The sequence below is a fragment of the Brenneria sp. L3-3C-1 genome, assembly GCF_016456245.1.
Taxonomy (GTDB): Bacteria; Pseudomonadota; Gammaproteobacteria; order Enterobacterales; family Enterobacteriaceae; genus Brenneria.
The window spans coordinates 121225-142321 of record NZ_JAEMHF010000011.1 but is presented as its reverse complement, the minus strand read 5'-3'; the positions used below and the strand labels follow the sequence as shown (position 1 = coordinate 142321).

Here is a 21097-nt window from a genome sequence, read left to right as displayed (position 1 = left end):
TGGGGCAGGGGAGTAAAGTTACAGCATGCGCATTAATTGTCGTCAGGAGGGCAGGATGTATCAGTCAGTGTTATTGCCGGTGGATATCAGTGAGCAGGAATTAACCGAGAAATCGCTGCAACAGGCAAAGTTTCTGATGGAGAGAACGCAGGCCAGCCTGCGGTTGCTATATGTGAGATCCGCAGTACCGGACTATATTCTGAACCGGTTTAATCCGAAAACCCAACAGTTTGAAGACACGTTGGACACGGAGATAAAACAAAAACTGAAAGTCTTTGCGGATGAACTGGCATTGCCGGAAGAGCGATTCACGATCAATGTCCGTCAGGGATCGATCTATGATGAAATTCTGAAAGAGGCTGAGGCGATCGGGGCCGATCTTATCGTCATAGGTTCGCGGCGACCAAGCGTGACCACTTACCTGCTGGGCTCCAATGCTTCCGCTATCGTGCGATATGCGAAAACCTCCGTGCTGGTGGCGCGCTAAACCGGCTATCTGCTGCATCGCTTAGGCGAAGCTGATTGCCGCACTGCCGACCGGCCTCTGAATTAAAGGCCATCCTGTAGGTATGGCCTTTAACCTAAACAACGGATTGTGCATTATCCACCGTGGTTGCCGCCTTCTGTATCTTGAACGTTATTCGGTAAAGCAAACTCATTGTGGGATAACAAAGCCGCAAAAAGTCGGTCACCCTTATGTTGAACACCGCAAGCTCATCAACGGGATGTTTGGGGTGCTCTGTTCCGGTGCGCCGTGGCGTAATTTACCTGAGCGATATGGCTCATTGAGGGACGCAGCCTAAAATAATGAATTATTGATGGCATTAAGCCGTAATATCTTTAAGTAACAGAGGCTTTGGGGCTGAATAAAAATTTGCGAATTGGGCGCCGTCAATATTTGAAAATTGTCATTTTTCCGTTACAGTGTTCGCATCAGGAGACATAGCTATTGACTTAAGTCAAATTCAAGGGAGTGAGGTGGTTATGAAATACGATCCGGTTTTAAGAACGTTTGTTGAGGATGACTATCGTTTAGAGGATCATCTTGATTTTAAAAAGCAGCATGCAGATATCAATTATCAAAAATTACATGCTCAACTAAATGAAATAAATAATGACAACATTCATGCCATATTGACTGCGCAAGAAGGATTATATTTTTTAAAAACGTTGTGTACGCCAAACCCTAATCAGTCGTGGAAAACAGCCCTCTTTGCCTGCACCGATCCCGCCTCGTCGTTTGCCGGGAATATTGCAGAAGCTGTGTCGGTGAGCAGAATCGCGATGGAAATGAAAGGATTTGGCGTACAGGCAACGGAATATATTGGGAAGAATGGCAGTAAGTATATCAAGCTATCTGGTTATCCCGGGGTGAGGAAGTATTTAGATGCCACTAAATATTTAGTCGATAACCAAAAAATATTGGATATGGGAATAGGAACGAAAGGCATTGAAAGCGGAATTGCGACTGGGGCAAGATTCTGCATTGTGTTTTCCGGTGCTTATCGAGCCATTGAGCTATTGTTGAAAGATGAATATGCATTAACCGATTTCTTTGTTAATTTAACCATGGATGCAGCAAAATTAGCGGTATCTATTGGCGTAGCTTGGGGGGCAAAAACGTTAGCTACCGGACTTATGGTCGCTGGAGGTAGTGTTCTAGCTATTGCTATCGGTGTGTTTTTTTTAGGTGTTTTAGTGAGTGCAATATTATATTGGTTAGATAATAAATATAAAGTAAGTGAAGCAATAATAAAAAACTTAAAATCGCATAATTCATATAAATCACAATACTATCCTTACCATCCCGATCAGTTCTTTAATACTTGGGGGAGATACAGTCGTGGTTAAAGTAAACAGACCATTAGTTGGTGCATTTGCAATATTGGTTTTCCTACTTTCATGCTGGGGATGCTGGTTTTCTTTAAGTGGATACGTAGATTTCTTTAAATCAAGTGATGTAATTACCTTTTCATGGAAAGTAGGAGTTATAATATTTGCAGCACCTTTATTATTTTACTTTTCATATCTAGCCTTTTTTTCTGTAATAAAAAATGAACCAGCAAAAATGAATAATAAATTAGCAAATGCATTGGCAATGATAGCTATCTTTGGCGCAATGGTTAGTTTGTTGTCATCAATATATATATCGTATGAACTTAGTAATCAAGGCTATAAAACCTGCTCTAAAATATCCTGGATGGACCCTAATAAATATGTGAAAAACATTGCTCTTTGCAAGGATTAAGAAATGAAAGGAAAATCTGACAAGGTGCGTTTCTATATCCCGGAGAGATACAGTCGTGGTTAAGGTAAATAGGCCATTAGTTGGCGCATTTGCAGTTTTCCTTTTTTTTCTATCATGCTTTATTAGCTGGTTTTCCTTCAGTGGTTATTTGAATTTTTTACAGAAAAGTGATGTAACTATCTTCTCATGGAAACTTGGGTTAATGGTATTTGGGGCACCTTTATTATTTTATTTTTCATATTTGGCATTTTATTCCACAATAAAAAATGAAATAGCTAAAATGAATAACAAACTAGCTAATGCATTAGCGATTATAGCTATACTTGGTACAGTAATTAGTTTTTTTCATCAATGTATATATCATATAATCTTAGTGAGAGAGGTTATAACGTCTACCCTAAAATATCCTGGATGGATCCCAATAAATATGTAAAAGACATTGCTCTTTGTAAAGAGTAAGAATCATATTTAAATATAATAATTTATACTTTTTAATTTCTGGGAGGTAATTAATCGTGGTTAAGGTAAACAGACCATTAATGGGTGCATTTTCAGTCTTTCTTTTATGTCTTTCATGCTGGGGATGCTGGTTTTCTTTAAGCGGATACATAGATTTCTTTAAATCAAGTGATGTAATTACTTTTTCATGGAAAGTTGGATTTATAATATTTGCAGTACCTTTGTCATTCTATTTTTCATATGTTTGTTTTTATTCTTCCATAAAAAATAAACATGTAAGGATTAATAATAAATTAGGGGAATACTTGGTTAAACTGCTTATCTTTGGCGCAGTAGTTGGTTTGTTTTCATCAATATATATATCATATGAACTTAGTAATCAAGGCTATAAAACCTGTTCTAAAATATCCTGGATGGACCCTAATAAATATGTGAAAAATATTGCTCTTTGCAAGGAATAAGAAATAAAAGGAAAATCTGACAAGGTGCGTTTCTATATCCCGGAGAGATACAGTCGTGGTTAAGGTAAATAGGCCATTAGTTGGCGCATTTGCAGTTTTTATTTTTTTTATCTCATGCTTTACTGGTTGGTTTTCTTTTAATAGTTATTTAGATCTTTTACAGTTAAACGATGTTATTGTCTTTTCATGGAAAGTTGGGTTAATGGTATTTGGTACTCCCTTGTTATTATATTTTTCATTTCTATGTTTTTATTCTGTAATACAGAATAAAGTGGCGAGAATTAATAACAAACTAGGAGAGGTTCTATTTATAATAATGGTCATTGGCGCTATAATTAGTTTGTTTTCATCTTTCTATATATCTTATAATTATAGAAGTTATGGTTATGAAATCTGTCCTAAGATATCCTGGATGGATCCCAATAAGTATGTAAAAAATATCGCCATTTGTGATAAATAGTAAATCACCAGCACACCTAATAGGCATGCTGGTTATCAAACGTAATGAACCTAGAGACTCATTTCCTCCCATATGCTGTAACCAGACGTTCCCGCAGCCTTGTGGTTCCATGCTATGCTTTTATATTTTAACTGGATTTTTTCATACGGCATGATTTCATTGTTATCTATTACGTGCGGATAGACACAGGTAACGTCTACAATGCTCGCATCCGTTAATTTAACTTCATAATAAAGCTCTAACTGTCCAGCAGAATTTACGCGGTAAAAATAAAATGTCACCTCTATCTTTTCATTGTAAGAGATTGCCATGCCTAATAACGGGGATGACTTATCTATTGGTTTAATAAAATGAATAGGATGGTGAGATACATTTTGATCGCGGCTGATGCTGTGGTTCAAGCCTAATACTTGTATCTGATCCTCATGACCTGTTTGGTAGCGATTGCCAATTGAGTCAAGAGTTGAACAACCGGATGATATCAAACCTTGTTTTTGACCGTTAATACTGGCGTAAATCAAATTAGCCATATCAAATCCTTATGAGAAGAGTTATAAATAGACGGAGTAAAAATATTTCTATTATCAGCGCGAAAATAATACGGTTAACACGGCGGAAAAGCAAAGCGTTCGATCATGAAAGGTGAGTTGCGTTGATGACTTAGCTAATAGTGTAATACTGTACTTTGGTGCAACCGCTTAGCGTATTTGTTGGCGAAGCGATTACAACATTTTACCCTACATCCATTTCTCGCCAGTTCAGCCAAATCCGCATATCAAACTCCAATTGGTGATAGTCTGGCTCCATATGGCAGCAGAGTTGGTAGAATGCTTTGTTGTGGTCTTTTTCTTTGAGGTGGGCGAGTTCGTGTATCACGATCATCCGCAGAAAATCTTCAGGCCCGTCCCGAAACAGTGTGGCTATTCTGATTTCGTTATTGGACTTCAATTTTCCGCCCTGTACGCGTGCCACAAACGTATTTGTTCCCAGCGTCCCTTTTATTGGATTCTGTTTATTGTCGTAAAGCACTTTTGATACCGCTGGGGCGTTCTTCAAATATCTCTGCTTGAGTTCCGCAACAAATTGATAGAGCGATTTATCACTTTGGATATGATGGCGGTCAGGATATTTTTTTCCCAGCCAGAGGCCAAGTTTGCCTTCATCAACGAGGGTTTGAACCTGTGCAACAATCGTCGGGGGATAAGCGTTCAGGTAGCGTAGCTGGGTCATGGCTCTTTTCAAGCCACCGAATTAACCCTCCACAAGCGTGGGTCGGTTAAGCCAGTGGCGTTTCATTTTATGGTTTACTGAACGGCGGCGAAAGCGGCGGCAACGCGCTGAACGTTGCTGTGGTTCAGGCCCGCCATGCACATGCGGCCGCTGGCGATCAGATAGACGCCAAACTCTTCCCGCAGACGATCGACTTGTGCCGGGCTGAAGCCGGTATAGCTGAACATGCCGCGTTGGGTCAGCAGGTAATCAAAATTACGATTCGGCAGCGCCTTTTTCAACGCTGCGACCAGCGTCCGGCGCATTTCCAGAATCCGGGTACGCATCTCTTCCACTTCCGCTTGCCACTCGGCATTCAGCTTCGCGTCGTTCAGCACTTTGGCGACCACCTGAGCGCCAAAATTCGGCGGAGATGAGTAGTTGCGGCGTACGGTGGCTTTTAACTGGCCCAGCACGCGCAGTGCGGTTTCCTCATTCTCACACACCACGGAAAGACCGCCGACGCGCTCGCTGTACAGTGAGAATATTTTAGAGAACGAGTTGGCGATGAACGCCGGAATGCCCGAGCCGGCAATGGCGCGAATGGCATAGGCATCCTGCGCGCTGCCGACGCCAAAACCCTGATAGGCGATGTCCATAAACGGAATAAGTTCACGGCTGATCAACACTTCGATGACGCGATCCCACTGTTCATTGGTGAGATCGGAACCGGTCGGGTTATGGCAGCACGGATGCAGCAGCACAATGCTTTGCGCCGGCAGTTGTTGCAGGGCGCTAAGCATGGCGTCAAATTTTACGCCCAGCTTATCGGCATCAAAATAAGGGTAGGTGTGCACGTTAAAACCGGCCCCGGAGAAAATGGCGATGTGGTTTTCCCAGGTTGGATCGCTGACCCACACTTCCGAGTTCGGAAAGTAGCGTTTCAGAAAGTCAGCGCCGACTTTCAGCGCGCCCGAGCCGCCCAGCGTCTGGATGGTGGCAATGCGGTTGGCGGTCACCGCCGGGTGGCGCTCGTCAAACAGCAGGTGCTGAATGGCGGTACGGTAAGCGTGCAAACCTTCCATCGGCAGATAGGACGTTGCCTGCTTGGGTAACTGTTGCAGTTCTTCTTCCGCGGCGCTGACCGAACGGAGTTGGGGAATGATATTCTGTTCGTTGTAGTAAAGACCGATACTCAAATTCACCTTATCCGCGCGTGGGTCCTGTTTGAATTTTTCCATTAGCGACAGGATAGGATCTCCGGCATAGGCATCAACGTTTTGAAACACGGTGTAACTCTCCTAAAAATAGTGTTGAGTATCGGGTAACGCGGCGGTTTGAATCATCATACTGCCTGAATCCGGCGGTCAGACCGCATAGCGGCCGGGACGATGGTTCATGGCGATGATCAGATTCAGCAGGGTTGCGCCCAGTATCGAGGCAACCAACATCGGTATGCTTACCACGAACAGGGAAGTCAGCACAATCACAACATCGATGCCCATCTGGAATTTCCCCGCCCGCAGGCCGTATTTATCCTGAAGATAAAGCGCCAATATATTTACGCCGCCGAGGCTGGCCTTGTGACGGAACAGGACAATAAAGCCGAGTCCCATAATCAGGTTGCCGAACAGCGTGGCGTAGAACGGGTTCAAGCGATCGAAGTGAATAAAAAGCGAGTGAAGATCGGAAAACAGCGACACCAGCGCCACAGCGCAGAATGTCTTTATGGTGAATTTCCACCCCATCCGGCGGATCGCCAGATAGTAGAACGGCAAATTGAGCAGAAAGAAGGCCGTACCGAAGGAGATCTGCGTCAGGTAATGCAGTAAAAAGGCCATGCCTGCGGTACCGCCGGTGAGCGCGCCGGCCTGACGTAACAAAATAACGCCAAAAGAGACCATTAGCGTACCAATCAGGATAGCCAGAACATCTTCCAGCAGGGTATGTGACAATTTTTCAGTGGTGATAACGTTATCCATGGCGGGTGGGCACTCTATACACAGTAGAACACGTATTTATTAAGCAATAATCACACCAGATACCCTATAAGGAAGGCCTTAAACGCCGGGAACAGGAGAGAGATAAGGGCAACTTATTGAAATATAAATGCCAATTTTTTGCGTAACTTGTGCATTAATCGGCTTTTTTATGGTTGATTTACGCGGTTTAATTGATTTTTGTGCGCATTTTAATCGTTCCGTTGCTCCAATAGAGAGCATGCTGCCCCATATCAGGGCAACGATGTCCGTTCAGGCATCATCAACCCATTCTCTTTGAGCCGATTAAGCACCACCGAGGTTTTCAGATGCGCCACGCTTTTGTTCTGCGACAGGATCTGACTGATCAATGTGCTCAATCCCGGCAGATCGGCCACCGCGACCTTGAGCAGATAGTCAGCATCGCCCGTGGTTTTATAGGCATCAATGATAGCGTCGACTTCTCCCAGCATCTGATGGAATCTTTCGACATATTCGGTGGTGTGATTAATCAGTCTGACCTCAATCAGCCCCAGACACTCCAACCCGACCGCGTTGGGCGAAAGACGGGCGTGATAGCCAAGGATCAGTTGCGCCTGTTCCAGCGCGATGCGGCGCCGGGAGCACTGGGAGGCGGAAAGCCCGACCAGCTCGCTCAGTTCCTGATTGGTCAGGCGACCATTCGCCTGCAACAGCGTCAGGATTTTCAGATCAAAATCATCAATATTGTACATAGCTCTCCCTGAACGGCGTCAGGCCGTGGAGATCATAGACTAGCAGCTTTTTGTATGAATAAAATCATGGCCCGATAATGCTTTCACCGGGCCACGGTTATCATCGGCACGCCGGTTTCATTTACTCGTCGATATATTCCAGCCGGGTGCGCTGCGTTAAACGGGTAATTAATTCATAGGCGCTGATGCCGGTGTGTGCCGCGATGTGCTCGACGGGCAATGCCTTGCCCCACAGAATAACCTCATCTCCCGCCTTATCCTGCGCATCCGGCCCCAGGTCGACGGTAATCATATCCATTGAAACCCGTCCGGACAGCGGGACTTCGCGCCCGTTTATCCACACCGGCGTGCCGGCCGGCGCGCTGCGCGGATAGCCGTCGCCGTAGCCGATCGCCACCACGCCCAGTTTGGTATCGCGCTTGCTGGTCCAGATGCTGCCATAGCCCACCGGTTCGCCCGCTTTGTGCTCGCGCACGGCAATCAGGTGCGAGGTCAATGTCATGGCGGGTTGAAAACCAAAATGCGCGGCGTCTTCGGTATCGAGCGGCGACACGCCGTACAGAATGATGCCGGGGCGCACCTGATCGCGGTGCGCCTGCGGCCACAGCAGAATGCCGCCGGAGGCGGCAATGGACTGGGCGCCGGGTTTGCCCTGGGTGAAGGCGTCAAAGCGGGCCAACTGACGTTCGGTGGTATCCGCTTGCGGTTCATCGGCGCGGCAAAAATGGCTCATTACGTTCACCGGCTGCACCACATTGCGGCACTGCGCCAGACGCTGATAGAAAGCTTCGGCGTGTTCCGGCAATATCCCAAGGCGATGCATGCCGGTATCGAGCTTCATCCACACCCGGACGGGCTGCGGCAGGTTTGCCTGTTCCAGCGCGGCGAGCTGTTCGTTACTGTGAACAGCGGTTTCAAGCTGATGCTCGACCACCAGAGAAAGGTCTTCAGCGGAAAAAAAACCTTCCAGCAGCAGGATAGGTTTGGTGATACCCGCTGCGCGGAGTTGCAACGCTTCTGAAAGCCGCGCGACGCCATAGCAGTCAGCGTCGCGGAAAGTGTGGGCGGATTCAATGATACCGTGACCGTAGGCATTTGCTTTTACCACGGCGACCAGACGGCTTTGCGGGGCCAGTTGGCGGATCCGTTGTAAATTGTGACGCAAAGCGCGGCGATTAATGACGGCGGTTGCCGTTTTCATTGTGTGTCCTTAGCGCATAATTCTTATCGTGCGTTATTCATCGTCATATTGTGGCCCGGCGTAATTATCAAAACGCGACCACTGCCCGTTAAAGGTCAAACGAACGGAACCAATGGGGCCGTTACGCTGTTTCCCTAAGATAATTTCAGCAATTCCCTTCATGTCGCTGTTTTCATGATAAACCTCATCACGATAGATAAACATAATCAGGTCGGCATCCTGTTCGATGGAGCCGGATTCGCGCAGGTCGGAGTTAACCGGCCGTTTATCGGCGCGCTGCTCCAGACTACGGTTAAGCTGGGACAGCGCGACCACAGGGACTTGCAATTCTTTTGCCAATGCTTTGAGTGAACGGGATATTTCGGCAATTTCCAGCGTACGGTTATCGGACAGGGACGGTACGCGCATCAATTGCAGGTAGTCGATCATAATCAGGCTCAGGCCGTCATGTTCGCGGAATACCCGACGGGCGCGGGAACGAACTTCGGTTGGCGTCAGGCCGGAGGAGTCATCGATGTACATGTTGCGTTTTTCCAGCAGGATCCCCATGGTGCTGGAAATGCGCGCCCAGTCTTCATCATCCAACTGACCGGTACGAATACGGGTTTGATCCACGCGGGACAACGACGCCAGCATACGCATCATGATCTGTTCGCCGGGCATCTCCAGACTGAAGATCAGCACCGGCTTTTCCTGCGTCATCGCCGCATGTTCGCACAGGTTCATGGCGAAGGTGGTTTTCCCCATGGAAGGGCGCGCCGCCACGATAATCAGGTCGGATTTTTGCAGGCCGGCGGTCTTCTTATTGAGATCCTGATAGCCGGTATCCACGCCGGTCACCCCGTCGTGCGGTTTCTGATACAGCTGTTCGATACGGGAAACGGTATCTTCCAGAATGCGATCGATACTTTTCGGGCCTTCATCTTTGCTGGCGCGATTTTCGGCAATCTGGAAAACGCGGGACTCCGCCAGATCGAGCAGATCTTCACTGCTGCGCCCCTGCGGATCGTACCCGGCATCGGCAATCTCGTTGGCGACGGAAATCATTTCGCGCACCACGGCGCGTTCCCGCACGATATCGGCATAAGCGCCGATGTTGGCTGCGCTCGGCGTATTTTTAGCCAGCTCCGCCAGATAGGCGAAACCTCCCGCCGATTCCAGATCGCCTTTCTGTTCAAGCGATTCAGACAGGGTGATCAGGTCGATCGGCTTGCTCATTTCCAGCAGGCGCTGCATCTCGGTGAAGATCATCCGGTGGGCGCGATTATAGAAGTCATTGGCGACCACGCGCTCGGCAACGTTATCCCAACGTTCATTATCGAGCATCAGGCCACCCAATACCGATTGCTCCGCTTCCAGCGAGTGTGGTGGAAGCTTTAAGCCTTCCATTTGACGGTCACGGGGTTCATTCGATTTTTTGGTTGGTCTTTTTTCTGCCATGAAACGAGTTCTTTACCGGTTGATTTACCCTTGGTTAGTGGAGCATTGTATATCTGAAAGCGGGGAATAACACACTGCTAATCCACACAATGGTAATACAAACGACCGCTCACCATAAGGAGATAACATGGCAAAACGCATCCAGTTCAGCGCCCACGGCGGCCCGGAGGTTCTTAAATATGTCGATTTTACCCCGCGCGATCCCGCAGCGGGCGAGGTGCAGGTGGAAAATCGCGCAATCGGCATTAACTTTATTGATACCTATATCCGCAGCGGGCTGTATGCGCCGCCATCAATGCCGTCAGGGTTGGGCACTGAAGCGGCGGGCGTTGTCGTCAAAGTCGGAGCGGGAGTCAGCACGGTGAAGGTCGGCGACCGAGTGGTGTATGCGCATTCTGCGCTGGGCGCCTACAGCGAGGTGCATAATGTGGCGGAAGACAACGTTGCCCTGCTGCCGGACGCGATAAGCTTTGAGCAAGCGGCGGCTTCGTTCCTGAAAGGGCTGACGGTGTATTATCTGTTTCGTCAGACTTATGAAATCAAGCCAAACGAAACCTTTTTGTTCCATGCCGCCGCCGGCGGGGTGGGGTTGATCGCCTGTCAGTGGGCGAACGCGTTGGGCGCCAAATTGATTGGCACCGTAGGTTCGGCCGAAAAAGCGCAGCGGGCAAAGCAGGCCGGCGCCTGGGCGACGATCGATTACCGTAAGGAAAACATCGCTGAACGGGTCGCGGAATTGACCGGTGGCGAGAAGGTGTCGGTGGTGTACGATTCGGTGGGGAAAGATACCTGGGTAGCCTCGCTGGACAGCCTGCGGCGCCGTGGGCTAATGGTCAGCTTCGGCAATGCCTCCGGGCCGGTCACCGGGGTGAATCTGGGGATCCTGAACCAGAAAGGATCGCTGTATGTCACCCGTCCGTCGCTGTTTGGCTATATTACCAATCGCGTTGAACTGAAGCAGGCCAGCGATGAATTGTTCTCCCTGTTAGCCAGCGGCGCCATCAAAGTGGCGGTGCCCGCCAGCCAGACTTTCGCCCTGGCGGATGCCAGCGCCGCGCACCAGGCGCTGGAAAGCCGCGGCACACAAGGCTCCAGCCTGCTGATCCCGGGTTAATCATCCTCAAGCAAAAGGCCCCCTGTCGGAGGCCTTTGCCGTAACGCCCATTTCATCAAACCGTATGTAGGGTACAGTGGTGTCGTCATGGAGGTGCCACTGTGTGGCTATTGTGTTCCTGACGCTGATGAAAGCTTTTGTCTTACTGCGCTTAACCGCCTGTTTGACGACAGAACAAGATGTCATGTCGTTCAAAGCAGATAATCAATAGTGGCGACATCCTAGCAGCCACCGTCATGAAAAAATATCTGCTGGCGCACAATTTTGCATTGCGCTCTTTATCTTTCATATTCCATCGGCGCTGACTTCCCCAACGTCGCCACGGTTAGCGATAGTAACGCACTGGTTTTTGTTGAAAATGACGCCATAACCAGACCGTCGCCACCGCCAGCAACAGCCACGGCAGCACTTTAATCGCCATCACGAACAGCCCGCCGACCAGCATGAAAATAGCGGCGATAAACAGGGCGGCAATCACCCCCAGCAATGATACGCCGGTGACCATCAGCATGATAAAAAAGCCAATAACGAAGAAAATTTCCAACATAGAGCGCTCCTGTGGCGGTTAAGCATTTTTTGCTTGTTAATCGTGATACATCGCCTGTCGTCGATATCGCAACGAAAGGGCGGCTATAGGGTATTAACAAGAATCGTGCCAAAATGCGCCGCTGATAAGGTATTGATTTATCAGCGACGAATAAGGAAGGGATTATCGAAGGTTAGTCAAAAAGACCAACTGTTGGCGTTATTCAGACGTGGGAGTGATTAACCAACGCCAGCGCGCGTTCAACCACGGACGCATCGGCGCCCGGTTTGTGCGCATTTTCACTCAGATAACGTCGCCACTGCCGTGCGCCGCTCACGCCCTGAAACAGACCCAGCATATGACGAGTGATATGACCGAGCGCCGCGCCGTTCGACAGCTCCCGCTCGATATACGGGTACATCGATTGCACCACCGCGACGATATCCGGGTCGGCAACCGCCGATCCGAATAGTTCCCTATCGATCTGCGCCAGAATGCCGGGGTTCTGGTATGCTTCGCGCCCCATCATCACACCATCCAGGTATTGTAGGTGGGTTTTGGCTTCCGCCAGCGTTTTGACGCCGCCGTTAATGGCGATGGTCAGGGCTGGGAAATCCCGCTTCAACTGATAAACCCGCGGATAATCCAACGGCGGGATCTCACGATTTTCTTTTGGACTGAGGCCGGACAGCCAGGCTTTGCGCGCATGCACGATAAAGGTGTCGCAAGCGCCGCGTTCGGCAACCGTGTGAATAAACTCGCACAGGAAGGCATAGCTGTCCCGATCGTCGATACCGATGCGGGTTTTCACCGTCACCGGGATGGAAACGCGATCTTTCATCGCCTTGATGCAGTCGGCGACCAGTTCGGCTTCCCCCATCAGACAGGCGCCGAAACGCCCGTTCTGCACCCGATCGGACGGGCAGCCGACGTTAAGATTAACCTCATCGTAACCGCGCTGTTCCGCCAACTGCGCACAGTGCGCCAACGCCTGCGGATCGCTGCCGCCCAACTGCAATGCCAGCGGGTGCTCTTCCTCGCTATAGGCCAGATAATCCCCTTTGCCGTGGATAAGGGCGCCGGTGGTGACCATTTCGGTATACAGCAGGGCGTTGCGGGTCAACCGGCGCAGAAAATAGCGGCAGTGGCGATCGGTCCAGTCGAGCATCGGGGCGACGGAGAAGCGTCCCAGAGGGAAAACCGGGTTTTGAAGCTTGGTATGATGGCTGGCGGTTTGGCTATAGTGTGGCATGGATCTTACTTGGTCAGTGGTTCGTCAGCTTCCCCAAAGGGGAAAAATGTCAAGAACGAAAGATAAGGCTCACTATACCACACAATGCTTTTTTCGGGATGAGGCGCGCTGGGTGAGTCCTGTCACGGCCGTAGCACGTGTTGTAAACGCAAGGGTATGCGTTCGGCATACTGTTTAAGCTGTTCGATAAAGGTATCCACCAGCGCGGAGGCCGGACGGTGCAGCGGGCGGATCAGGCTGACGATAAACGGCACATCGATACTGAAAGGGCGCACGACAACGCCGGAGTTGGCATAGTCCAGTGCGGTCAGCGGGTTGACGATGGACAGACCGACACCCGCGCGCACCATGGCGCAAACAGACGCCGCGCTGTGGGTTTCCACTACCATCTGGCGGGGAACGCCTTGTTCCTGAAACAGCTTGTCCAACAGTTGGCGATAGCCGTCGGCGCTGGACAGGCTGATAAAGGGTTCGCCAGCAAAGTCAGACGGCGTCAGCGCCATCTTGTCCGCCAAAGGATGCCGCGCGGGCAGTACGCAGACTTCATTCAACTGCATCAACGTCTGGCGCTCCGTTCCGGCGGGCGTGATGGTGTTTTCCGTTAGCCCCAAATCGTGCCGCTGGGCTGACAGCCACTCTTCCAGCAGCGGCGATTCCTGGGGAATGATATTCAGGTTAAGCGACGGATAGCGAGCCAACAGCGGTTTACAGACGTCGGGCAGCAGCGACTGAGAGAATACCGGCAGACAGGCGATTGAAAGCTGCGCCTGCTGAAAATGGCGAATATCGCCGGCGGCGTTGATGATTCGGTCTAAGCCATAATAGGATCGCTGCACTTCTTCAAATAGCTGTAAACCTTGCGCCGTCGGGTACAGCCGCCCGCGCAGGCGTTCGAACAACGTCATTTGAATCAGTTTTTCAAACCGCGCCAGCTCGCGGCTGACCGTCGGCTGAGAGGTGTTCAGCAGCGCTGCCGCTTCGGTCAGATTACCGGCGGTCATTACCGCGTGAAAAATCTCAATATGTCGTAGTGATACGGCGGCCATAGCGGTTCCTGTTGGGTTAATTAAGATATATCAAAAATGAATAGATTAACCATATATGGATATTTTATTACCAAATTAACCATTGGCATAATGTAAACATTACCAACATGGTCATTTTGCTTCCGGGAAATGTTATGCCGCACGATTTGAATGACGCCGCTTATGCGCTGAATGCGCAGAGCCTGCGCGAACTGCCCGCCCGATTCGGTTGCCCGGTCTGGGCTTATGATGCGCAGACCATCATCGACCGAATCGCTAAACTGCGCCGATTCGATGCCATCCGCTTTGCGCAGAAAGCCTGTTCCAATACGCATATTCTTCGCCTGATGCATCAGCAGGGCGTCAAAGTGGATTCCGTGTCGCTGGGCGAAATTGAACGCGCGCTGGTGGCGGGGTTTGCGCCGGGCACCGACGCGCACGAGATCGTCTTTACCGCCGATCTGCTGGATCGTCCGACATTACAACGCGTGACCGAATTGAAGATCCCGGTTAACGCCGGATCGGTGGATATGCTGGAACAGTTGGGCCGCCAGTCGCCGGGTCATCCGGTGTGGCTGCGGGTTAACCCCGGTTTTGGTCACGGTCACAGTCAGAAAACCAATACCGGCGGGGAAAACAGCAAACACGGGATCTGGTTCGGCGATCTGCCGCGGGCGCTGGCGCAGATCCAACGCTATCAGCTGAAACTGGTGGGGATTCATATGCACATTGGTTCCGGCGTGGACTACGGCCATTTAGAGCAGGTGTGCGAGGCGATGGTGCGGCAGGTGATTACGCTGGGCCACGATATTGAGGCGATCTCGGCCGGCGGCGGTTTATCCATTCCTTACCGCGACGGCGAAGAGTCGATTGATACCGAGCACTATTACGGGCTGTGGAACGCCGCCCGTGAGAAAATTGCCGCTCATCTGGGCCATCCGGTGACGCTGGAAATTGAGCCGGGCCGTTTTCTGGTCGCCGAAGCCGGCGTGCTGGTGGCGGAAGTACGGGCGGTGAAAGAGATGGGCAGCCGCCACTTTGTGCTGGTGGATGCCGGTTTCAACGATCTGATGCGTCCGGCGATGTACGGCAGCTATCACCATATTTCGCTGCTGCCGGGCGACAACCGCGATATCAGCCAGGCGCCGCTGCGCGACAGCGTGATAGCCGGGCCGCTGTGCGAATCCGGCGACGTCTTTACCCAGCATGCCGGCGGCGGCGTGGAAACCATCGCGCTGCCGGACGCGCAGGTGGGCGATTATCTGGTGTTCCATGATACCGGCGCTTATGGCGCCTCCATGTCCTCCAATTACAATAGCCGTCCGTTGCTGCCGGAAGTGCTGTTCGAGCAGGGACAGCCGCGGCTGATCCGCCGTCGTCAGACGTTGGAAGAGCTGCTGGTGCTGGAATTGGTTTAATCGTGTTGTCATTAACGCCGGACTGTTTGACAGTCCTCGTACTATTGGATACCGTGCCGGAATGATTGCCAATCACCCTGAACGAGACAAGATTCGCCTGGAAGATGTGCTCACCGCGCTAGGCAACCCGCTGCGCCTGACCGTGGTGCGGGTGCTGGCCGACGGCGGTGAATACACCTGCGGTTCGGTGCTGCAAGGCATATCGAAGTCCACCCTGACTCACCACTGGCGGGTGCTGCGCAACAGCGGTGTAATCTGGCAGCGCCCATACGGGCGCGAGAACTTATTGTCGTTGCGCCGTGAGGATCTGGACGCGCGTTTTCCCGGTCTGCTTGATGCCTTGCTCGGAGCCATCGAATGCGACGCCGCCACCGCGGCGTCGATAGCGAAAAGCCTGGCGGAATCTTCCTTGCCTCGCCAGTAACCGGTGATTGCCTGGACGGATTAACATTGCCGCAGTTATTACACGACGCGATAAGAATTTTACAGTTGGTTGCACTTAGAGCAGAACTCTTGCGATTCGCTGCTGGTTTCGCGAATGCACTCTGTTTAAAGTATCAAGTCCCAGAGGTATTGATTGGTGATATATCGATGTGCTCTGTACATTGAACCATTTGATTACACCAACCTACGCGGATGCGTAGGTTTTTTTTGCCTGCCGCCCGCACTGCTCTCTATTACTTTCTTCACCCGCAACATAAACCGACTTTCGTCCGCCGTGGTTCGGTTATTCTGGCGATGAGCGGATCGCTATAGTATTTTGATCGCAGCGATCGAACAGCCTGTTTTTCACCGGCTGCACCGTTTATCTGTCTATTAGGAGAAGACATGATCTATACCCTGTTACGTTGGGTGTTCCGGCGTCTGTACCGCATCCGGATTGAGGGCGACAGCAGCAACTTCCAGCAATCAAAATTGCTGATAACCCCCAATCACGTTTCCTTTCTTGATGGCGCGCTTCTGGCGCTATTTTTACCGGTAAAGCCGGTATTCGCAGTTTATTCGGACATTTACGGGCGCTGGTTTATGCGCTGGCTGAAACCCTATATCGATTTCGTGCCGCTGGATCCGACCAAGCCTCTAGCCATCAAGGGACTGATTAAATTGATCGAACGCGGCCAGCCGGTGGTGGTGTTCCCGGAAGGACGCATCACCGTGACGGGGTCGCTGATGAAAATCTACAGCGGCGCGGCGTTCGTGGCGGCGAAATCGGGGGCGACCATTATTCCGGTGCGGCTGGACGGGCCGGAGTTCACGCCGTTCGGGCGTCTGGCGGGGGTATTTAAACGCCGCTGGTTTCCGCCGATCACCATCAGCTATTTGCCGCCCACCACCTTGCCGATGCCGGAGGCGAACAGCGCCCGTGAGCGCCGTATACTGGCGGGGGAACGCCTGCATCAGATTATGATGGCGGCGAGAATGGCGACGCGCCCAAGCCAAACGCTGTATCAGGCTTTTCTGTCGGCGCAAACCCGCTACGGGCGCCGCTCTCGTTGTATTTCAGATATTTCATTCAAGGAAGACAGCTATCAGGGGTTATTGAAAAAGTCTCTCGGCGTATCGCGGATTTTGCAGCGTTTTACCCGGGCGGACGAGCATGTGGGGATGCTGTTGCCCAACGCCACCATTACGGCGGCGGCGATTCTGGGGGCCACGTTACGTAACCGGGTTCCGGCGATGCTGAACTACACGGCGGGGGTGAAAGGGCTGCAAAGCGCCATGAAAGCCGCCACCATTAAAACCATCGTGACGTCGCGTCAGTTTCTGGAAAAGGGCAAACTGACCGACTTGCCAAAACAGGTGACCGAGGCCAACTGGGTCTATCTGGAAGATTTAAAAGATACCGTAACGCTGTCTGATAAGCTGTGGATTCTGTTTCATCTGCTGTTTCCCGCCCGGGCGATGCTGGCGCAGAAACCCGACGATGCGGCGATGATCCTGTTTACTTCCGGTTCCGAAGGCAACCCGAAAGGCGTGGTGCATTCCCATGACAGTCTGTTGGCGAACGTGGAGCAAATTCGTACCGTGGCGGACTTTACGCCCCGCGACCGTTTTATGTCGGCGCTGCCGCTGTTCCATGCGTTTGGACTGACGGTCGGCCTGCTGACGCCATTGATGACCGGCGCTCGGGTCTTTCTGTATCCCAGCCCGCTGCATTATCGCATCGTGCCGGAGCTGGTATACGACCAGAACTGTACCGTGCTGTTTGGCACCTCCACCTTTCTGGGGCATTACGCGCGCTTTGCGCATCCTTATGATTTCGCCCGTTTGCGCTATGTGGTCGCCGGGGCTGAAAAGCTCTCCGAGGTCACCCGTCAGATCTGGCAGGACAAATTCGGTATCCGCATTCTGGAAGGCTACGGTGTGACTGAGTGCGCGCCGGTGGTGGCGATCAACGTGCCGATGGCGGCTAAAATCCATACCGTCGGGCGTTTGCTGCCGGAAATGGCGTCGCGGCTTATCACGGTTCCCGGTATTGAGCGGGGCGGGCGTCTGCAACTGCGCGGGCCAAACATCATGAAAGGCTATCTGCGCGTTGAGCATCCCGGCGTATTGGAAACGCCCGCCGCGGAAAACGCCCAGGGCGAATCAGAGGCGGGCTGGTATGACACCGGCGACATTGTCGAACTGGATGAAAAGGGCTTCTGCACCATCGTCGGCCGGGTGAAGCGTTTTGCCAAACTGGCCGGTGAAATGGTGTCGCTGGAAAGTGTGGAACAACTGGCGTTAAAAGCGTCGCCGGACGCCCAGCATGCCGCCAGCGCCCGTAGCGACAGCAGTAAAGGCGAAGCGCTGGTGCTGTTTACCACCGATAACCAGTTATCCCGCGAGCAACTGTTGGCACAGGCGCGCAGCGGCGGCGTTCCCGAACTGGCGGTGCCGCGCGATATCCGGCATGTGAAAGCGCTACCGTTGCTCGGCAGCGGCAAACCTGATTTTGTCACCCTGCGTCAAATGGCGGAACAACCGGAGCAGGCACAATGAGTCAGATGCCGGAACAGGCCGCTCCGCTGATGTCGCGCAGCATGAGCGCGGTAATTATCGCGCAGTTTTTTTCCGCCTTTGGCGACAATGCCCTGTTGTTCGCCACGCTGGCGCTAATCAAACAACTGGTTTATCCCGACTGGAGCCAGCCATTTTTACAAATGGGTTTTGTGGCCGCCTATATCATTCTGGCCCCGTTTGTCGGGCAGGTGGCGGACAGCTTTGCCAAAGGTCGGGTGATGATGTTTTCCAATACCCTGAAGCTGGCCGGCGCGTTGCTTATTTGCTTCGGCGGTAATCCGTTTCTTGGGTATACGCTGGTGGGCGTCGGTGCGGCGGCCTATTCGCCCGCCAAGTATGGCATCCTGGGCGAAATAACCCGTGGCGACCAGTTGGTGAAGGCCAACGGCCTGATGGAAGCTTCAACCATTGCGGCGATCCTCACCGGGTCGGTGGCCGGGGGCGTGCTGGCGGACTGGAATTTGTACGCCGCGCTGGCGATTTGCGCCGTGGCTTATGGTATTGCGCTGGGGGCGAATATGCTGATCCCCCGGCTGAGCGCGGCGCGCCCGGGATCGTCCTGGCATCCGGCCCAAATGACCAAACGCTTCTTTTCCGCCTGTCGCGTGCTGTGGCGCGATGGCGAAACCCGTTTTTCGCTGGTGGGCACCGGCCTGTTCTGGGGGGCGGGGGTGACGCTGCGTTTTCTGCTGGTGCTGTGGGTGCCGCTGGCGCTCGGTATTACCGATAACGCCACGCCGACCTTGCTGAATGCGATGGTGGCGGTGGGTATTGTGATCGGGGCGGGCGCCGCCGCTAAACTGATTACGCTGAAAACGGTACAACGTTGCTTACCGGCGGGCGTGTTGATTGGCGTGGTGGTGGTGATTTTTACTCTCCAGCAAAGCTTGATCGGCGCCTATGGTTTACTGATTTTGCTTGGTGCGCTGGGGGGCTTTTTCATCGTGCCGCTCAATGCCCTGTTGCAGGAGCGGGGTAAAGCCAGCGTCGGCGCGGGCAACGCCATTGCGGTTCAGAATCTGGGTGAGAATGCGTCGATGCTGTTGATGCTGGGCCTCTACTCGCTGGTGGTTAAATTAGGGGTGTCGGTTATCACCATCGGTATGGGTTTCGGCGTATTATTTGCGCTGGCGATTGCATTATTGTGGGCGTGGCTGATTTACGCGAAGCGGCGGGCCGACAGGCGGAATGCCGCGTAGAACAGACGGGGGGGGATATGAATCTGATATGGCATGACTGGTCTGTCGATGATCTGAATGTGTATTCATTGCATGACATTCTGGCGCTGCGTAATCAGGTTTTTGTGGTGGAGCAAACCTGTCCGTATCAGGATATCGATGGGCGCGATCTGGCGGAAGGCAACCGCCATATCACGGCGTATGACAACGGCAAACCGGCCGCTTATGCACGGCTGCTGGCGCCGCATCCGGGTAATGATGTGGTGACCATCGGACGGGTGATTGTGGCGCCGCCGGCCCGCGGGCAACATCTGGGGCATCAACTGATGGAGCATGTGCTGATTAGCAGTACCCGCCACTGGCCGCAAAAGCATCTTTTCCTGTCTGCTCAGGCGCATTTGCAGCATTTTTATGCCAACTTCGGCTTTGTCGCCATCGGCGAGGTTTACGACGAAGACGGCATCCCCCACATCGATATGCTGTCTGCATTCTGAGAGGATTGGCATCGCTCTGAAACGCAAAACCCGCAGCCTGGCGCCTGCGGGTTTTGTAAAGGGTTTACAACTCGCGTCAACTGGCTGAATTGGAAATTTTGCTGCCCAGTTTTTCCACATCCTGACCGAAGCCGCGCGCGGTGTTGCAACCGCTTAGTACCGTCGCCATCAACAGCGATATCATTATTAATTTTACAATTTTCATCATCGTCACCTGTGGGATAACACATCGCGACACTTTGTCATAATCCGCTGCGAAAATTCAATCGGAAACCACGCGTTTATATTTGGCTCTATCCAACGGATATGGCGTACGGCATCTTGCGATTGGTGAAGTATGCGTATAATGATTGCTGTATCGCATTCGTTCAAAAAGAAAATAACGTGGCTTGAAACCGGTAACGAATGGATACCGCCGCCGATTTCGTGGCGTTCAGTGCCGACGTGATATTAGGCAATGGCGCTAAACGCATTCTCAAGTTTTGATAAATATTTATCAGCGGCCGCTTCATTAAATTTCAGCAGACTATAGAGATAAATATTTTCCATATCTTGCTGAGCTCGTGGGGTGAGTTTAATTTCTCTTTGCTGCCTTGTGCACTTTATCTCTGATTTTTTGCAGAAATTCATCACGATTCCATTCCTGTGGTTCCCCGCTGTTTAATCCGTCCGCAATCAGATTTCGCAGTTTTTGCAGATCGGACTCAGCCTGTTTTTCACGCAGCATTCTCAGAGCCTCCCGAATGACTTCACTTTGCGTACGGTAATCACCGGACTCGACCAATGTCTCTACGTAGTGGCGAAGTTCATCTCCAAGATCAATCGTCATCGTTCTGGCCATAACTACCTCAATAATGGGTGTAAGATTTATTCTTACAAAGAATGCCTGAAGA

Annotated in this window: 24 protein-coding genes and 2 pseudogenes; 13 read left to right on the top strand and 13 right to left on the bottom strand. The window is 51.6% G+C overall.

What is annotated here, in order from left to right; genetic code table 11:
• The first annotated feature begins 55 nt into the window (after positions 1-55).
• The 7 genes and pseudogenes from JG725_RS18095 to JG725_RS18065 all read left to right on the top strand — a co-directional run bounded on the left by JG725_RS18095 (position 56) and on the right by JG725_RS18065 (position 3628).
• Complete coding sequence (locus JG725_RS18095) at positions 56-487, top strand: universal stress protein (RefSeq protein WP_172291123.1); 432 nt, start codon at positions 56-58, stop codon at positions 485-487.
• A 199-nt stretch (positions 488-686) separates the two neighbouring features.
• Positions 687-782: pseudogene (locus tag JG725_RS18090) on the top strand (IS5/IS1182 family transposase); the annotation flags it as partial.
• A 202-nt stretch (positions 783-984) separates the two neighbouring features.
• The gene (locus tag JG725_RS18085) at positions 985-1851 is read left to right on the top strand and encodes a hypothetical protein (RefSeq protein ID WP_172291124.1); all 867 of its coding nucleotides are present in this window, start codon (positions 985-987) and stop codon (positions 1849-1851) included.
• A complete protein-coding gene (locus tag JG725_RS18080) occupies positions 1844-2248 on the top strand; it encodes a DUF1240 domain-containing protein (RefSeq protein WP_172291125.1) in 405 nt (134 codons plus the stop codon). The genes JG725_RS18085 and JG725_RS18080 overlap by 8 nt, the downstream gene beginning before the upstream one ends.
• A 55-nt stretch (positions 2249-2303) precedes the next feature.
• Positions 2304-2707: pseudogene (locus JG725_RS18075) on the top strand (DUF1240 domain-containing protein).
• 56 nt (positions 2708-2763) lie between these two features.
• Complete coding sequence (locus JG725_RS18070; RefSeq protein ID WP_199379245.1) at positions 2764-3168, top strand: DUF1240 domain-containing protein; 405 nt, start codon at positions 2764-2766, stop codon at positions 3166-3168.
• 55 nt (positions 3169-3223) lie between these two features.
• Positions 3224-3628, top strand: a complete 405-nt coding sequence (locus JG725_RS18065) for a DUF1240 domain-containing protein (RefSeq protein WP_199379244.1) — start codon at positions 3224-3226, stop codon at positions 3626-3628.
• 50 nt (positions 3629-3678) lie between these two features.
• Here the strand turns inward: JG725_RS18065 and JG725_RS18060 are convergent, their stop codons facing one another.
• The 7 genes from JG725_RS18060 to dnaB all read right to left on the bottom strand — a co-directional run bounded on the left by JG725_RS18060 (position 3679) and on the right by dnaB (position 10191).
• A complete protein-coding gene (locus JG725_RS18060) occupies positions 3679-4158 on the bottom strand; it encodes an Hcp family type VI secretion system effector (RefSeq protein ID WP_172291129.1) in 480 nt (159 codons plus the stop codon).
• Positions 4159-4360: 202 nt separating this feature from the next.
• Positions 4361-4858, bottom strand: coding sequence for a M48 family metallopeptidase (locus JG725_RS18055; protein ID WP_199379242.1), 498 nt, complete (start codon positions 4856-4858; stop codon positions 4361-4363).
• A 74-nt stretch (positions 4859-4932) separates the two neighbouring features.
• Positions 4933-6126 carry an aromatic amino acid transaminase gene (locus JG725_RS18050; RefSeq protein WP_172291131.1) on the bottom strand — a complete coding sequence of 398 codons (1194 nt, stop codon included), beginning with the start codon at positions 6124-6126 and terminating at the stop codon, positions 4933-4935.
• A 78-nt stretch (positions 6127-6204) separates the two neighbouring features.
• A complete protein-coding gene (locus JG725_RS18045; protein ID WP_172291132.1) occupies positions 6205-6819 on the bottom strand; it encodes a YitT family protein in 615 nt (204 codons plus the stop codon).
• A 251-nt stretch (positions 6820-7070) separates the two neighbouring features.
• Positions 7071-7550: an Lrp/AsnC family transcriptional regulator gene (locus JG725_RS18040; RefSeq protein ID WP_172291133.1), complete on the bottom strand. Its 480-nt coding sequence runs from the start codon at positions 7548-7550 to the stop codon at positions 7071-7073.
• A gap of 121 nt (positions 7551-7671) precedes the next feature.
• Positions 7672-8751, bottom strand: coding sequence for an alanine racemase (gene alr / locus JG725_RS18035; RefSeq protein ID WP_199379240.1), 1080 nt, complete (start codon positions 8749-8751; stop codon positions 7672-7674).
• Between the two features lie 33 nt (positions 8752-8784).
• Positions 8785-10191, bottom strand: coding sequence for a replicative DNA helicase (dnaB, locus tag JG725_RS18030; RefSeq protein ID WP_172291135.1), 1407 nt, complete (start codon positions 10189-10191; stop codon positions 8785-8787).
• Between the two features lie 127 nt (positions 10192-10318).
• On the opposite strand from dnaB, the gene JG725_RS18025 reads away from it, so the two are divergent.
• Positions 10319-11305, top strand: a complete 987-nt coding sequence (locus JG725_RS18025) for a quinone oxidoreductase (RefSeq protein WP_199379238.1) — start codon at positions 10319-10321, stop codon at positions 11303-11305.
• 325 nt (positions 11306-11630) lie between these two features.
• Here JG725_RS18025 and pspG read toward each other — a convergent pair whose 3' ends face one another.
• From pspG to JG725_RS18010, 3 genes are all read right to left on the bottom strand, one after another.
• Positions 11631-11852: an envelope stress response protein PspG gene (gene pspG, locus JG725_RS18020; protein WP_199379236.1), complete on the bottom strand. Its 222-nt coding sequence runs from the start codon at positions 11850-11852 to the stop codon at positions 11631-11633.
• A 202-nt stretch (positions 11853-12054) separates the two neighbouring features.
• On the bottom strand, positions 12055-13083 hold the full coding sequence (dusA, locus tag JG725_RS18015) for a tRNA dihydrouridine(20/20a) synthase DusA (RefSeq protein WP_199379234.1): 1029 nt from the start codon (positions 13081-13083) through the stop codon (positions 12055-12057).
• Between the two features lie 122 nt (positions 13084-13205).
• The gene (locus tag JG725_RS18010) at positions 13206-14129 is read right to left on the bottom strand and encodes a LysR family transcriptional regulator (RefSeq protein WP_199379232.1); all 924 of its coding nucleotides are present in this window, start codon (positions 14127-14129) and stop codon (positions 13206-13208) included.
• 134 nt (positions 14130-14263) lie between these two features.
• Here JG725_RS18010 and lysA point away from each other — a divergent pair, with 134 nt between their 5' ends.
• The 5 genes from lysA to JG725_RS17985 all read left to right on the top strand — a co-directional run bounded on the left by lysA (position 14264) and on the right by JG725_RS17985 (position 20204).
• Positions 14264-15526, top strand: a complete 1263-nt coding sequence (gene lysA / locus JG725_RS18005) for a diaminopimelate decarboxylase (protein WP_172291140.1) — start codon at positions 14264-14266, stop codon at positions 15524-15526.
• 61 nt (positions 15527-15587) lie between these two features.
• Positions 15588-15950 (top strand): helix-turn-helix transcriptional regulator, encoded by a 363-nt coding sequence (locus JG725_RS18000; RefSeq protein WP_172291141.1) that lies wholly within the window; start codon positions 15588-15590, stop codon positions 15948-15950.
• A gap of 404 nt (positions 15951-16354) precedes the next feature.
• Positions 16355-18511, top strand: coding sequence for a bifunctional acyl-ACP--phospholipid O-acyltransferase/long-chain-fatty-acid--ACP ligase (gene aas / locus JG725_RS17995; RefSeq protein WP_199379230.1), 2157 nt, complete (start codon positions 16355-16357; stop codon positions 18509-18511).
• A complete protein-coding gene (lplT, locus tag JG725_RS17990) occupies positions 18508-19731 on the top strand; it encodes a lysophospholipid transporter LplT (RefSeq protein ID WP_172291143.1) in 1224 nt (407 codons plus the stop codon). Before aas ends, lplT begins: the two co-directional genes overlap by 4 nt.
• A 17-nt stretch (positions 19732-19748) precedes the next feature.
• Complete coding sequence (locus JG725_RS17985) at positions 19749-20204, top strand: GNAT family N-acetyltransferase (RefSeq protein ID WP_199379228.1); 456 nt, start codon at positions 19749-19751, stop codon at positions 20202-20204.
• A 76-nt stretch (positions 20205-20280) separates the two neighbouring features.
• On the opposite strand, the gene JG725_RS17980 is transcribed toward JG725_RS17985, so the two are convergent.
• The 3 genes from JG725_RS17980 to JG725_RS17970 form a co-directional block, all read right to left on the bottom strand.
• Positions 20281-20412: an entericidin A/B family lipoprotein gene (locus tag JG725_RS17980; RefSeq protein ID WP_233356478.1), complete on the bottom strand. Its 132-nt coding sequence runs from the start codon at positions 20410-20412 to the stop codon at positions 20281-20283.
• Between the two features lie 242 nt (positions 20413-20654).
• Complete coding sequence (locus JG725_RS20730) at positions 20655-20753, bottom strand: hypothetical protein (RefSeq protein WP_233356477.1); 99 nt, start codon at positions 20751-20753, stop codon at positions 20655-20657.
• Between the two features lie 25 nt (positions 20754-20778).
• On the bottom strand, positions 20779-21045 hold the full coding sequence (locus JG725_RS17970; RefSeq protein WP_199379226.1) for a type II toxin-antitoxin system ParD family antitoxin: 267 nt from the start codon (positions 21043-21045) through the stop codon (positions 20779-20781).
• Between the last annotated feature and the right edge of the window lie 52 nt (positions 21046-21097).